The sequence below is a fragment of the Phytobacter diazotrophicus genome, from assembly GCF_052061655.1.
Taxonomy (GTDB): domain Bacteria; phylum Pseudomonadota; class Gammaproteobacteria; order Enterobacterales; family Enterobacteriaceae; genus Phytobacter; species Phytobacter diazotrophicus.
Window position 1 is genome coordinate 2155886 of the sequence record NZ_CM125428.1, and the last position, 12813, is coordinate 2168698.

General features: G+C 52.2%; 17 protein-coding genes. 6 read left to right on the forward strand and 11 right to left on the reverse strand.

The window, feature by feature from the left end; all coding sequences use genetic code 11:
- Nucleotides 1-93: 93 nt before the first annotated feature.
- From ACS0RQ_RS10550 to mdtH, 8 genes are all read right to left on the reverse strand, one after another.
- Nucleotides 94-210: a YceO family protein gene (locus tag ACS0RQ_RS10550; RefSeq protein ID WP_271849086.1), complete on the reverse strand. Its 117-nt coding sequence runs from the start codon at nt 208-210 to the stop codon at nt 94-96.
- Between the two features lie 64 nt (nt 211-274).
- The gene (gene solA / locus ACS0RQ_RS10555) at nt 275-1393 is read right to left on the reverse strand and encodes an N-methyl-L-tryptophan oxidase (RefSeq protein ID WP_271849085.1); all 1119 of its coding nucleotides are present in this window, start codon (nt 1391-1393) and stop codon (nt 275-277) included.
- Nucleotides 1394-1508: 115 nt separating this feature from the next.
- A complete protein-coding gene (bssS, locus tag ACS0RQ_RS10560; protein WP_041851759.1) occupies nt 1509-1763 on the reverse strand; it encodes a biofilm formation regulator BssS in 255 nt (84 codons plus the stop codon).
- Nucleotides 1764-2033: 270 nt separating this feature from the next.
- Entirely contained in the window at nt 2034-2279 is a 246-nt protein-coding gene (gene dinI, locus ACS0RQ_RS10565; RefSeq protein ID WP_041851758.1) for a DNA damage-inducible protein I, read from the reverse strand.
- Nucleotides 2280-2353: 74 nt separating this feature from the next.
- Complete coding sequence (gene pyrC / locus ACS0RQ_RS10570; RefSeq protein WP_271849084.1) at nt 2354-3400, reverse strand: dihydroorotase; 1047 nt, start codon at nt 3398-3400, stop codon at nt 2354-2356.
- A 236-nt stretch (nt 3401-3636) separates the two neighbouring features.
- Complete coding sequence (locus ACS0RQ_RS10575; protein WP_271849083.1) at nt 3637-4197, reverse strand: lipoprotein; 561 nt, start codon at nt 4195-4197, stop codon at nt 3637-3639.
- 115 nt (nt 4198-4312) lie between these two features.
- On the reverse strand, nt 4313-4960 hold the full coding sequence (gene grxB / locus ACS0RQ_RS10580) for a glutaredoxin 2 (RefSeq protein WP_041851755.1): 648 nt from the start codon (nt 4958-4960) through the stop codon (nt 4313-4315).
- A 64-nt stretch (nt 4961-5024) separates the two neighbouring features.
- Nucleotides 5025-6233: a multidrug efflux MFS transporter MdtH gene (mdtH, locus tag ACS0RQ_RS10585; RefSeq protein WP_271849082.1), complete on the reverse strand. Its 1209-nt coding sequence runs from the start codon at nt 6231-6233 to the stop codon at nt 5025-5027.
- Between the two features lie 232 nt (nt 6234-6465).
- On the opposite strand from mdtH, the gene rimJ reads away from it, so the two are divergent.
- The 4 genes from rimJ (at nt 6466) to murJ (ending at nt 10281) form a co-directional block, all read left to right on the forward strand.
- Nucleotides 6466-7050, forward strand: a complete 585-nt coding sequence (rimJ, locus tag ACS0RQ_RS10590) for a ribosomal protein S5-alanine N-acetyltransferase (protein ID WP_041851753.1) — start codon at nt 6466-6468, stop codon at nt 7048-7050.
- A 9-nt stretch (nt 7051-7059) separates the two neighbouring features.
- A complete protein-coding gene (locus ACS0RQ_RS10595) occupies nt 7060-7713 on the forward strand; it encodes a YceH family protein (RefSeq protein ID WP_271849081.1) in 654 nt (217 codons plus the stop codon).
- Between the two features lie 2 nt (nt 7714-7715).
- On the forward strand, nt 7716-8639 hold the full coding sequence (locus ACS0RQ_RS10600; RefSeq protein ID WP_271849080.1) for a Gfo/Idh/MocA family protein: 924 nt from the start codon (nt 7716-7718) through the stop codon (nt 8637-8639).
- Between the two features lie 106 nt (nt 8640-8745).
- Complete coding sequence (gene murJ, locus ACS0RQ_RS10605; RefSeq protein WP_271849079.1) at nt 8746-10281, forward strand: murein biosynthesis integral membrane protein MurJ; 1536 nt, start codon at nt 8746-8748, stop codon at nt 10279-10281.
- 60 nt (nt 10282-10341) lie between these two features.
- Here murJ and flgN read toward each other — a convergent pair whose 3' ends face one another.
- From flgN to flgA, 3 genes are all read right to left on the reverse strand, one after another.
- Nucleotides 10342-10764 carry a flagella biosynthesis chaperone FlgN gene (gene flgN / locus ACS0RQ_RS10610; RefSeq protein ID WP_041851749.1) on the reverse strand — a complete coding sequence of 141 codons (423 nt, stop codon included), beginning with the start codon at nt 10762-10764 and terminating at the stop codon, nt 10342-10344.
- Between the two features lie 3 nt (nt 10765-10767).
- Nucleotides 10768-11058: a flagellar biosynthesis anti-sigma factor FlgM gene (gene flgM / locus ACS0RQ_RS10615; protein ID WP_271849078.1), complete on the reverse strand. Its 291-nt coding sequence runs from the start codon at nt 11056-11058 to the stop codon at nt 10768-10770.
- Nucleotides 11059-11154: 96 nt separating this feature from the next.
- The gene (gene flgA, locus ACS0RQ_RS10620) at nt 11155-11820 is read right to left on the reverse strand and encodes a flagellar basal body P-ring formation chaperone FlgA (RefSeq protein ID WP_271849077.1); all 666 of its coding nucleotides are present in this window, start codon (nt 11818-11820) and stop codon (nt 11155-11157) included.
- A 165-nt stretch (nt 11821-11985) separates the two neighbouring features.
- On the opposite strand from flgA, the gene flgB reads away from it, so the two are divergent.
- Entirely contained in the window at nt 11986-12402 is a 417-nt protein-coding gene (flgB, locus tag ACS0RQ_RS10625) for a flagellar basal body rod protein FlgB (protein ID WP_041851746.1), read from the forward strand.
- A 2-nt stretch (nt 12403-12404) separates the two neighbouring features.
- Nucleotides 12405-12809, forward strand: coding sequence for a flagellar basal body rod protein FlgC (flgC, locus tag ACS0RQ_RS10630; protein WP_041851745.1), 405 nt, complete (start codon nt 12405-12407; stop codon nt 12807-12809).
- Nucleotides 12810-12813 lie beyond the last annotated feature (4 nt).

The window sequence follows — 12813 nt, forward strand, 5'->3', positions numbered from 1 at the left end:
CTAAAGGCAGAGATGGTAAAGGGGCTTTTATTTCAAAAATTCTGTCGTAAATTTAAGTTTTTTTAAATGAATGTCAGTAAATGTCAATTTTCGTCACTCGGCCCAGACAACATAAATTAAATCCACAAGAGCGATGAGTGACCATAAAGCGATATATATCATTAAATGCTCGCGGACGTTATTAACAAGGAAGAAGAACAAGCGGCGCATAATCTCTCCAGATATTCGGCCAAAAGAAAAGGCGACCCAAAAGGAAAAGGGTCGCGGGAAGGAATTATCCTGCAAAGCGCGCTAAAGAGAAGGGGGTTAAATCAAATTTACTGCTTTCACCCTGGGCGAATTGGGTCGCAATTTCCCCAAGAACTGGCGCAAATTTGAAACCATGCCCGCTCAGCCCGGTGACCAGTAGCGCATGGGGGCAATCGGGAAGGGTATCGATGATGAAGTCTTCATCAGGCGAATTATCATAGGTACAAGAGGCCCCGTACAGGCAACCACCGATGCCCGGTAAGAACTGGCGCAGGAAGGGAAAACATTCTGAACCATCTGAGGCCACTGCGCCAAACGGTACGCGTTCACTGGCCTCGTTAATAAGTTGTCCGCCGTTATGCTTGCCGATTTTTAACGCATTATCCTCAGCGGGGAAACCATAGTATTGAGAACCATCCGCCATTTCGCCGGTAAAGGCCGGGAAGCGATTCTTGGTGCTGTAACGACCATCAGCCTGGAACCAGGCAAAGACTTTTCGTACCGGCTGGACAGGTAAGCCGGGAACCAGGTTTGCAACCCATGTACCGCTGCTGATGAGGAGCTTTTTCGCGCTGAATGTTCCCTCAGATGTATCAATACTCACGCCATCATCGGTAGTATGCAGGGCTGTCACCGGGCAGTTAAACAGTTGGGCGCACCCGGCTTCTTGTGCCAGGCGAATCCAGGTTTTGATTGCCAGTTCGCTGCGAAGTATACCGGAGTCCGCTTCGAACAAGCCGATGTAGTCATCCGGGACGGTGATTTCTGGCCAGCGTGCCATCAGTGACGGCGCATCTAGTTTTTCCACGGTCAGATTCCAGTGCAGCGCACTTTGCGCGACATTTGCCAGAAAAGAGGAATGTGCCGGGCCAAGATTAAGTACACCCGTGCGCTCAAAGACGGCTTCGCCGCTGTCAGCGACAAGTTGATCCCATAATGCCTGGGCGCGCAATACCAGCGGAACGTACTTTTCCCCCTCCCCATAAGCATGGCGGATTAAACGAGTATCGCCATGGTGGCTCCCTTCCTGATGCGGTGGCAGGTGCGCATCGGTCATCAGTACGTTGAGACCGGCACGGGACGCATAATAGCCCGCCGCCGCACCGACAGAGCCGCTGCCAATGATGATCAAATCGTATTTCATGTTGTTCTCCATCAAGTCGTAATCGGGAGGGTAAATAACCGGGAGGCGTTATACAAGACGGGAAATAAATAAGGCACCACGTGGGTGCCTGTTGAGTGATTATTGAGCATTATTGCTAATGCCTACGATACTCATTTTCCTGGTACTCGCCTGATTCTATTTTGGCGATACCCGCTTCTAAAATCGAAATAAACTGGCGGGCAACTTCGGTCGTTAACCACAACGTCTGGCCTACTTCGGTGTCCTGAGAAGCGGCTCTGTTTGGGGTCTGGTAATGTAAGCGCAACATCAGTGCGTCGTAACTGTCCACTGTGCTGATATCCCATCCAACCAGAGGATGGGTCTGGATGACTTCATTATTCTTTTCCATCATAACCCCCTTATGGCGTGTTAACTGACAACGACTTTCGAGGTTCAATGCGTGTTTTTGTGAAGCCTTTTCAGTATACCAATATTTAACCTTGCTGATCGAATAAATAACACTCTGCAACATAATTTTATTTCAGTTGGATTTTTTTGAACAAGAAGACGCTAACTTACGCGTGATTTTTAAGCAGGTTAGGAGAGAACTAAGATTTTTGCTTAAAAAACAAAAAAGCCGGGGCGACCCGGCAAAAACATGCACAATACAAGCTCTTTTTTAATCGCGGATAAACCAGTCGTCTGCACTTTCCCACGTTTCTTGCAGAATTTCACTGACGCGCTCTTTATCTTCTTTTGCTCCGCCCATCACCGATAAGTTATTCGCTGTCGCATAACGAACCGTAATTTTATTTTCGCTATCAGGATAATAATTATTCAGTCGGCGGGATAACTCGCTCGCCAGGGCATCAATAGCACCTGGCGGGAGTGGTGTAGTTTTGGCAATAGTCACTTCGATGCGCATGGCAACCCCCTGTGTTATTTACTGTATGTTTATACAGTTACCTTGCAAGATTTACAACAGGGGGGTGAAAAAAATCAGGATTTCACTGTCCAGCGGACTGTCTCACCGGCGAGGAATGGGATAATCGCGTCTTCCGGCAAGGCAATACTGTCGACGACCGTTGAATCTTCACGCACCAGTTCAATGAAGGATTCATTCACAGGCAGGCCATAAAAATGCGGGCCGTTGAGCGAACAGAACGCTTCAAAATGCTGTAGGGCATTCATCTCTTCAAACACGGTGGCATAACTTGCCAGCGCAGTCGGCGCGTTGAAGCAGCCTGCACAACCACAGCTTGCCTCTTTACGATGGCGGGCGTGTGGCGCAGAGTCCGTGCCGAGAAACGCGCGGGTAAAGCCGCTGGCAACCAGCTCACGCAGCGCCTGCTGATGCACGTTACGTTTCAGGATAGGCAGGCAATACAGATGCGGACGTACACCGCCGACCAGCATATGGTTGCGGTTGAACATCAAATGCTGCGGTGTGATGGTGGCTGCTAACAATTCATTGCCGTCACGGACATATTCCGCGGCATCTTTGGTGGTGATGTGCTCGAACACCACTTTCAACCCTGGCAGGCGCTGGCGAAGTGGCTCCATGACCGTCTCGATAAAGCGGGCTTCGCGATCAAAGATATCGATCTCTGCCTGGGTCACTTCACCGTGAACCAGCAGTGGCATCCCCAGTTTTTCCATGCGCTCAAGTACTGGCATGATGGCATCAATACTGGTCACCCCATGGCTTGAATTGGTCGTGGCATTCGCCGGGTAGAGCTTGGCGGCGGTAAAGACATTCTCGCGAAAACCGCGTTCCACTTCGTCGGGATTGAGTGAATCGGTCAGGTAGCAGGTCATTAGCGGGGTAAAATCATGTCCGGCAGGGACGGCATCAAGAATGCGCTGGCGATAAGCAATTGCCGCCTCGACGCTGGTCACCGGCGGGACAAGATTGGGCATGACGATGGCGCGAGCATAAATTTCGCTGGTCCATGGCACGACGGTTTTTAACATATCGCCGTCACGTAAATGAACGTGCCAGTCATCAGGGCGGCGGATTTTTAAAACCTGGGAATGTGCTGTCATGGGAGTGCTCCGGCTGGGTGAGAATCAGTCAATATGGCTGGTTTTTTGCCGGGCACTAAGCATAAGCGCATCCCCAACATACTTCAAGCTGCATCTGCGCCACTTCGCGCTTGTCCCGGTTACTAACGTGAATAAGCTCCCGGGTGTTCATGGCGTCTTCGCTTTCCCGCAACGCTAATGATTGTGGGTATAAACGTTTCGGCTTGCTTCTTTTCCTGAAAAAAGCCCTGACGGGCTTAATCGGTGAGCGGGATGATAATTTCACCCGGCTTCACTTCGATACCCTTGGCATATTTCTTCGCCAGCGCTTCGCCTTTACTGCTGTCTTCACGCAGAATGTAAGCGGGGCGCTGATTAAAGTAGTTACGCAGGGACTGATTCAGGTAGGGCAGCAGGGTTTGCAAAATGGACTGCATTTTCTCCGGTGTGACGGTTGCGTCAACCACTTCCATCTCCTGGAGATAAATTGCCCCTTTTTCTTTATCGAAGACCGGCAGCGCCTTCATTTTGAGCTTCATGGTCGCTTTCTGATTACCGAAAAGAGAGTTCATCTCCAGATTGGCATCGCCGGAAAGGGTAATCTTATTCGGTTCCTCACGGCCAATCTGACTGACCAGATTGCTGAGGACGATGTGCGCGTCCGCCACGCCTGGCAGGCCGATGTCTTTGGCGAAATCGTTGCGTTTTTGCAGTGACTGGTTAATTTCCTGCTCGCTGATGCTGTACTGTGTTAACTGGTTACAACCCACTAAAACGCCGCTTAAAATCAAAGCCGCGGCGAAAATAATCTTTTTCATTATGTTCCTCAAGAGAGTGCCTGTGTATTCATCCTTGTCTGTAGCATCAGTCCAGGGCAGAGGATAAGCCAGCAGAAAAAGCTGAAAGCGGAAGCGTACGCTTCCGCCTGGGGCATTATATCGCCATTGATGAGAGCAGGTTAATCTGCGTTTGTTTCGCCATGTTATCGCGGTAGTCGGCCACGCGCGTCGGCCAGTTAATCCCTGCCACAATGGTCAGATTACGCAGTAAGGGGAACAGGTGAATATCATCATCCGACAGCTCTCCGTTTACCGCATTAGGCTGAACGATAAGCTTATCCAGTGCGCGTAAATCATCGCTGATTTTTTTGATAAGCCCGGCTGAGTGAGCCATGTGCTCGTCAAAATTGCCGATCGCCGCCTCTTTCTTCGCCACAAAATAGGCTCTGGCTTCAGGCGTAGCGAACTCGTCGAAGGGGCTTTTGGCAAAACGCGGAATGAGCAGACGATTGACGTAGCCATTGACTTTTCTAAGCCAGGCGTCGAGGGCTGGATTCTGCTTTCCGGTCAGCAACGGCTTACCGTCAAGTTTGTCCACGTAATGGACGATATCCATGCTTTCAGGTAGATAGCGGCTGTCATCTTTTTGGAGTATCGGCGCCATTTTTTGGCCGATCATTCGGGTCGGCGTTGCTTCGTCATCATTGAGCAACACGTTGAGTTCGACGGGGATATTCTTGAGGCCGAAAATCATGCGGGCCTTAACGCAGAACGGGCAGTGATCATAAATGTAGAGTTTCACGGTTCTCCTCCATACTGATTGTCCATCACAAAAAAGTATGGAAGAGATTAAAAGGGCTGGCAAATCATGCGCCCGGTTCGAGCAGGCGTGACGGCGTGCGTTTTTGCGCGAATTGCCACAGCAGGGCGAAAAAGGTGATAAGGCCAATCAGTGCCAGCATCATCCAGGGTAATGTCGGCTGACTCAGTGCTTTACCCACGTCAAACAGCCAGCCCCCGCCGGCATAACCCAGCGCACCGCCAAACGCCAGCCCCAGGCGACTGAACCCCATATAGCTGCCGCGGGCACGGGAATCAGCCAGCGCCGCGCCTAACGTTTCACGTGCCGGTTCAGCAATAATGGAGCCGATATAAAAGGTGCAAATCAGCGTAAACAGTTGCTGCAGGCTGCTGACCAGGCCTATCGGCAACAGACTGAATGACATAAACAGCAGCCCGGCCATCAGTCGATGTTCCAGACGAAAACGTTTTTCACTCCAGCGGGCAATAGGGTAGAGCAGCGTCAGCGACAGGCTGGCTTCAATGGCATACATCCATTTTACTGCCGCAGGCGAACCGGCAATATCATTCACCATGATTGGCAGCATCAACATCACCTGTACCGCCAGCATGTAATACCCGGTGAGTGTCAGTACGTAGGTGACAAAACGTTTATCACGCAAAACGCGGCCCAGCCCTTCACGCACCGGCGTTTTTACCGTCGATAATTTCCATGCAGGCAGCAGCCAGGCGTTAAAACCTGCACAAAGGACAAACACAGCGGCACCGACGATACAGACCAGACGGAAATCGTATTGCAGCAACCAACTGCCAATCAGTGCGCCGATCACCGCCCCCGCGCTGTCCTGCATCATCAATAGCGAGAAGAAGCGGCCGCGCTGCGATGGGCGAATCAGTTTAACCACCAGCGCCGTGCGCGGCGGATCGAAGAGCGTACCGCCGAGTCCGGATAATATGCAGGAGCACCACAGCAGCCAGGGTTCATGGGCGATACCCATGGTTGCAAAACCGGCAGCACGCATTAGCATGCCGGTGACGATCAGTGGTTTAGCACCAAAACGGTCCGCGATGGCGCCGCCGAAAACGCCCAGCCCTTGCTGCACGAATTGCCTTAACCCAAGGGCAATACCAACCATCAAGGCAGCCCAACCGAGTTGATCAACAAAACGTATAGAAATAAGCGGGAAAACGACGAAAAAGCCCAGCACCACCAACATATTATCGACGAGCAGGAAATATTTACCCAGGCTCCTTGCCTGCGATACGCGTGACATTTCCCCTCCCGGGAAATAAAAGTAAGTACGTTAATATTCTGCCGGGTCGCCTGATTTTTTCCCATCGCTGGCGCGACAATATTTTTTTATCAAAAGCGGGCTTTAATTCAGACTTCTCATCGAAAAAGCTTATGTATTGCGAAAATGCAGGTTGTTGTTTTCACAGAGTGGCTGCGCAAATGTATAGTAAAGGGAAGGGGTTGAGAGTGGTAACCGGAAGGAGAAGGAATGAATGTTTGGCTATCGCAGTAATGTGCCGAAAGTACGCCTGGTCACAGACAGGCTGGTGGTTCGCCTGGTTCATGAGCGGGACGCCTGGCGGCTTGCGGACTATTACGCTGAGAACCGTCAATTTTTAAAACCCTGGGAACCGGTTCGTGACGAGAGCCATTGCTATCCATCTGGTTGGCAGGCCCGCCTGGGGATGATTAACGAATTCCATAAACAAGGAACCGCTTTTTATTTCGCATTACTCGATCCAGAAGAAAAAGAGATCATCGGCGTCGCGAATTTCTCCAATGTGGTACGCGGTTCTTTCCATGCCTGCTATCTGGGGTATTCCATCGGGCAAAAATGGCAGGGGCAGGGGTTAATGTTCGAAGCGCTGACGGCAGCTATTCGCTATATGCAACGAACGCAACATTTGCACCGCATTATGGCGAATTATATGCCGCACAATAAACGCAGCGGCGATTTACTGGCGCGCCTTGGTTTTGAAAAAGAGGGCTACGCAAAGGCGTATTTGCTGATTGACGGGCAATGGCGTGACCACGTGTTGACGGCGTTGACCACCAAAGACTGGACCCCGGGTCGTTAAGGAGAAAACATGAAGTACCAACTCAGCGCCACGGAAGCGCGCGTTATTGGATGCCTGCTGGAAAAACAGATAACCACCCCTGAACAATATCCATTGTCGGTGAATGCCGTGGTGACCGCCTGTAACCAAAAAACCAACCGTGAACCGGTAATGAACCTCAGCGAGCATGAGGTGCAGGAGATACTGGATACGCTGGTAAAGCGTCACTACCTGCGCACAGTCAGTGGTTTCGGTAACCGTGTCACTAAATATGAGCAGCGTTTCTGCAACTCCGAATTTGGCGATCTGAAACTCTCCCCGGCGGAAGTGGCCATTATTACCACGTTGTTGCTGCGTGGCGCACAAACGCCGGGTGAACTGCGTGGGCGCGCGGCGCGGATGCATGAATTTAACGATATGGGTGAAGTGGAAAGCGCGCTGGAGAATCTGGCGCAGCGCGAAGATGGCCCGTATGTTGTGCGTTTACCACGCGAGCCGGGCAAACGGGAAAGCCGCTATATGCATCTGTTCAGCGGTGATGTGGAGACGCTGATTAACGTTGTGGAGACGGTAAGCCCGCTGGATAGCGACAACGATCTGGCTTCGCGGGTTGAAGCGCTGGAAAACGAGGTCGCCGAACTGAAACAGCGTCTGGCTTCACTACTCGAACATCTGGGGGATTAATCGTGGCGGCTTTACGTATAGGGGTTGTGGGATTAGGCGGGATCGCGCAAAAGGCCTGGTTACCGGTACTGGGGGCGGCGACCGACTGGACGCTGGCGGCAGCCTGGTCACCCACGCGAGAAAAAGCGCAGCGTGTGTGCGACACCTGGCGTATTCCTTATGTCGGATCGCCAGGCGAGCTCGCCGCGCAGTGCGACGCGGTTTTTGTTCACACCTCTACCGCCTCGCATTATGCGGTGGTGAGCGAACTCCTCAATGCAGGTGTTCATGTTTGTGTCGACAAACCCCTGGCAGAAAATCTGTCGGATGCGGAAAAGCTCATTGAACTGGCGGCACGCAAAAAGCTGACGCTGATGGTGGGGTTCAACCGCCGTTTTGCTCCGTTGTACCGTCAGTTAAAAAGTCATTTGCCGCAGGCAGCATCACTGCGTATGGATAAACATCGCAGCAACAGCGTTGGTCCGCACGATCTGCGCTTCACCTTACTCGATGATTATCTGCATGTTGTGGATACCGCTCTTTGGCTGGCCGGTGGCAGTGCGTCGCTTGCCAGCGGCACATTGCTGACCAATGACCAGGGTGAAATGATTTATGCCGAGCACCATTTTGCGCAGGGCGCGTTGCAAATCACTACCAGTATGCATCGCCGTGCCGGTAGTCAACGCGAATGGGTGCAGGCGGTAACGGACGGCGGGCTGTATGACGTTACCGATATGCGTGAATGGCGTGAAGAACAGGGGCAGGGGATTGTGACTCCGCCCATACCCGGCTGGCAGAGTACGCTGGAGCAACGAGGCTTCGCCGGATGCGCGCGCCATTTTATCGAATGCGTGCAAAATCAGACGGTTCCGGAAACGGCGGGCGAGCAGGCCATTCTGGCCCAGCGTATCGTTGAAAAACTCTGGCGCGAGGCGATGAGCGAATAACCCTCTGTAACATATGGCGGTAGAAATTCGCGTTATTCCAGGTAGACTAAGCGCTTCGCGATACCAACGCCTGCTTTGTGCAGGCGTTGTGTTTATGGAACCTTAAATGAACTTATTAAAATCGCTGGCGGCCGTCAGCTCAATGACCATGTTTTCTCGCGTGCTGGGTTTTGCGCGCGATGCCATTGTGGCGAGGGTATTTGGTGCAGGGATGGCGACCGATGCCTTCTTTGTGGCCTTTAAACTGCCAAATCTCTTACGACGTATTTTTGCCGAAGGGGCATTTTCTCAGGCCTTTGTGCCCATTCTTGCGGAATATAAAAGTAAACAGGGCGAAGAGGCAACGCGCGTTTTTGTCGCCTATGTATCGGGGCTGCTGACGCTGGCACTGGCGATTGTCACCGTTGCCGGGATGTTGGCGGCGCCCTGGGTAATTCTGGTGACGGCGCCGGGGTTTGCCGACACGGCCGATAAATTTGCTTTGACCTCTCAGCTTCTGCAGATCACTTTCCCCTACATTTTGCTGATTTCACTGGCGTCGCTCGCCGGGGCGATTCTCAATACCTGGAACCGTTTCTCCGTCCCGGCATTTGCGCCCACGTTTCTAAATATCAGCATGATCGGTTTTGCTCTGTTCGGTGCGCCGTATTTCCATCCGCCGGTGCTTGCGCTGGCATGGGCGGTGACGGTGGGCGGTATCCTGCAATTGGTTTATCAACTGCCGCATCTGAAAAAAATTGGCATGCTGGTGCTGCCGCGTATCAGTTTCCGCGATGCGGGCGCGATGCGGGTGATGAAACAGATGGGGCCGGCGATCCTTGGCGTATCGGTCAGCCAGATATCCCTGATTATCAACACCATTTTTGCCTCCTTCCTGGTCTCCGGTTCGGTCTCCTGGATGTATTACGCTGACCGCCTGATGGAGTTTCCATCCGGGGTACTGGGTGTGGCGCTGGGGACGATTTTGCTGCCGTCGCTCTCGCGAAGTTTTGCCAGCGGTAATCATGATGAATATTGCCGCCTGATGGATTGGGGATTGCGGTTATGTTTTTTGCTGGCGCTACCCAGCGCGGTGGCGTTAGGTATTCTCGCGAAGCCACTGACGGTTTCGCTTTTTCAGTATGGCAAGTTCACCCCGTTTGACGCTCAGATGACGCAGCGGGCGCTGATCGCCTATTCGGTTGGCCTGATGGGCCTTATTGTGGTGAAAGTATTGGCTCCAGGGTTCTATTCACGACAGGACATCAAAACGCCGGTCAGGATTGCCATTGTCACGCTGGTGATGACGCAGTTAATGAACCTGGCATTTATTGGCCCGCTAAAACATGCCGGTCTGTCACTCTCGATTGGCCTGGCGGCCTGTCTGAATGCCAGTCTGCTTTATTGGCAGTTGCGTAAGCAGAATATCTTTACCCCACAGGCCGGTTGGGGTCGCTTCCTGACACGTCTGTTTATTGCGGTGATCGTAATGGCGGCCGCACTGCTGGGCATGCTGTATGTGATGCCTGACTGGGCGCAGGGCAACATGGCGCATCGCCTGGTTCGGCTCATGGTCGTGGTGGTGGTCGGCGTTGTGGCTTACTTCGCGACGCTTGCGGTGTTGGGGTTCAGAGTTAAAGATTTTGCCCGCCGGATAGCGTAAGCGCAAAAGGGAGTCGACCATGACAGTCGACTCCCGCATAAAAGAATGTGAACGCGTTAGCTAAATGGAAATCTTTTTTCCGCCCCTGCTACCCGTAAAGGTCTGACCGTCCGCACCATAAAGCCCTGGCTCCTGGTGAGGTTTCAGTACCTCGAGCGCTTTTCGGTTAAGGGCAATTTGCCCTTCGAGCAACCAGCCGTTGTGTTGGTTCAGATCCCGCAGGTGTTGCGTTTTTCGTGTGATTATCTGCCAGCGATCGGCGATATCGTCGTTCGCGCTACTTTGCACCTTTTGCGCTTCGCGGCGTTGCTGCTCGAGATAATCCAGTGTGGCAAGCAATGAGCTTTTCTCTTCCGTAATGCGTTGCAACGTGCTGCTATGCACGTGGCCCACAGAGAGTTGTTTTTGCTCAGCATCCATCACGTCTTTTAATGCGTTCAGGATAACTGTCATCTGATCAAGAATATCTGACAGTTGATTCATACATTATTTACTCAAGTAACTCTGCACTTCATTAATCAGGGCATCGGCGATTTTACCGGTGTCCATCTTTAGCTCACCATTACGGATTGCCGTTTTCAGTTGTTCAACACGTTCCATATTGACGTCGCTGCTACCCGGCTGCATCAATTTGGATTGGGCATCACTGAGCGTTACGCTCGTGCTGTTGGCGGTTTTCGATTTTTCCAGACGTACTTTCGTTGCCTGGGGGTCGCTGGTTTCACGTGGTTGTACGGTGCTAACCGGCTTTAAAGGCGATGTACGATCAATGCTCATAATGTTTTGTCCTCATAGAGGTTTTCCGGCGTTTTGGGTCTGCCATCTTCAGTCGTTGCTTATTTATCGGCAGATGCCGCGAATTCTTTAAAAAGATTATAGGTTAATCAGAATATTCCCATCAGCGCCGACAATTCCACTTACAATTTGCCCTGAAGACATGCGTACCCGGGCACTTTGCGACACCGCCGCATTGTTCAGCGCCTGGCCTTCACTATTGACACTAAAGCCTTCGCCATTGGCTACAACCATCACTCGCTGGCCGGCTTTGACTCGCCAGGCCTGGCGCAGCATCGATAGCTGAACCGGTTGATCGGGTGAGAGATCGCGAAGGCTTACGGCATCTTGTGCCTGAGAAATATCGAGCATTGTTTTCGGCGGTAACTGATCGAGCCTGCCGCGTTTGAGCGTAACGCTTTCCGGCGTCAGTACACTACCACGGGCAATCGCCTGAGCGGCGACAACATAATTACCCGTCGCCTGGACGTTTACCTGCAAATAGCGCTTTTCGTTACCGCAGTTCGTCAATACATTGACGTTCCCCCAAAGCTGAGCGTAGCCCGTCAAACTTAAAGCCGGTTGCTCACAGGTGGGATAAAGATTTTTCGGCGTACGTATTGTTACCACCACCTCGTCACTAAAGCCAGCCAGTCGTTGTGCAAAAAACGCGGTGAGCTGCGCTTTTAAGTCTTGCGCCAACACTTGCGGGCTTAAAATCAAAAACAGCAATGCCGCGGCTAAACCGCTTTTCAACGTGTTCATCGCAGACTCCTGCCTGTTGTTTGTTGAAGAGATGACAGGATTCTACCCGTCACGCAAATCTATCAACGCAATAAATAGCGACGCATTTTGCGCTTATTCCGTCGATAAGGCGTGGGTAAGGAGATTTAAGCTGTTGACTAAATAATTGTCATCAGCGGGGAAGCCATGCTCGATAAACTTGATGCCGCGTTACGGTTCCAGCAAGAAGCACTGAATCTGAGCGCGCAGCGCCAGGAAATCCTGGCCGCCAATATTGCGAACGCCGATACCCCGGGGTATCAGGCGCGTGATATGGATTTTTCCAGCGAACTGAAAAAGGTGATGGAACGTGGCCGTGCAGAGAACACAGGCGTCTCGCTGGCGTTAACTTCCAGTCGCCATATTCCGGCGCAAGCCATTTCCACCCCGTCTCCAGACCTGCTTTATCGTATTCCGGATCAACCATCTGCCGATGGCAACACCGTGGATATGGATCGCGAGCGTACGCAGTTTGCGGATAACAGCCTTAAGTATCAGACAGGGCTGACCGTGCTGGGCGGGCAGATTAAAAGCATGATGTCCGTGTTGCAGGGGAATAACTAACCATGGCATTGCTGAATATTTTTGATATCTCCGGCTCCGCGCTTGCCGCGCAGTCCAAACGTCTGAACGTGGCTGCCAGTAACCTGGCGAACGCCGACAGCGTTGCCGGACCGGACGGTCAACCTTATCGCGCTAAGCAAGTCGTTTTCCAGGTGGATGCTGCACCAGGCCAGGCAACGGGTGGCGTAAAAGTGGCTGGCGTTGTTGAAAGCCAGGCACCCGACAAGCTGGTTTATGAACCCGGCAACCCGCTGGCGGATGCGAAGGGCTACGTCAAAATGCCTAACGTTGATGTTGTTGGGGAAATGGTGAACAGCATGTCCGCATCTCGCAGCTATCAGGCGAACGTGGAGGTGCTCAACACCGTTAAAAATATGATGCTCAAAACGCTTACTCTCGGCCAGTAAAAGG

What these genes read in the sequence shown, in the direction of transcription:
- pyrC (WP_271849084.1), bottom strand. Translation starts at nt 3,400, where the DNA reads ATGACAGCACATTCCCAGGTTTTAAAAATCCGCCGCCCTGATGACTGG.
- flgC (WP_041851745.1), top strand. Translation starts at nt 12,405, where the DNA reads ATGGCATTGCTGAATATTTTTGATATCTCCGGCTCCGCGCTTGCCGCG.
- dinI (WP_041851758.1), bottom strand. Translation starts at nt 2,279, where the DNA reads ATGCGCATCGAAGTGACTATTGCCAAAACTACACCACTCCCGCCAGGT.
- ACS0RQ_RS10550 (WP_271849086.1), bottom strand. Translation starts at nt 210, where the DNA reads ATGCGCCGCTTGTTCTTCTTCCTTGTTAATAACGTCCGCGAGCATTTA.
- ACS0RQ_RS10575 (WP_271849083.1), bottom strand. Translation starts at nt 4,197, where the DNA reads ATGAAAAAGATTATTTTCGCCGCGGCTTTGATTTTAAGCGGCGTTTTA.
- flgN (WP_041851749.1), bottom strand. Translation starts at nt 10,764, where the DNA reads ATGAATCAACTGTCAGATATTCTTGATCAGATGACAGTTATCCTGAAC.
- rimJ (WP_041851753.1), top strand. Translation starts at nt 6,466, where the DNA reads ATGTTTGGCTATCGCAGTAATGTGCCGAAAGTACGCCTGGTCACAGAC.
- flgB (WP_041851746.1), top strand. Translation starts at nt 11,986, where the DNA reads ATGCTCGATAAACTTGATGCCGCGTTACGGTTCCAGCAAGAAGCACTG.
- solA (WP_271849085.1), bottom strand. Translation starts at nt 1,393, where the DNA reads ATGAAATACGATTTGATCATCATTGGCAGCGGCTCTGTCGGTGCGGCG.
- flgA (WP_271849077.1), bottom strand. Translation starts at nt 11,820, where the DNA reads ATGAACACGTTGAAAAGCGGTTTAGCCGCGGCATTGCTGTTTTTGATT.
- bssS (WP_041851759.1), bottom strand. Translation starts at nt 1,763, where the DNA reads ATGGAAAAGAATAATGAAGTCATCCAGACCCATCCTCTGGTTGGATGG.
- murJ (WP_271849079.1), top strand. Translation starts at nt 8,746, where the DNA reads ATGAACTTATTAAAATCGCTGGCGGCCGTCAGCTCAATGACCATGTTT.
- ACS0RQ_RS10595 (WP_271849081.1), top strand. Translation starts at nt 7,060, where the DNA reads ATGAAGTACCAACTCAGCGCCACGGAAGCGCGCGTTATTGGATGCCTG.
- mdtH (WP_271849082.1), bottom strand. Translation starts at nt 6,233, where the DNA reads ATGTCACGCGTATCGCAGGCAAGGAGCCTGGGTAAATATTTCCTGCTC.
- flgM (WP_271849078.1), bottom strand. Translation starts at nt 11,058, where the DNA reads ATGAGCATTGATCGTACATCGCCTTTAAAGCCGGTTAGCACCGTACAA.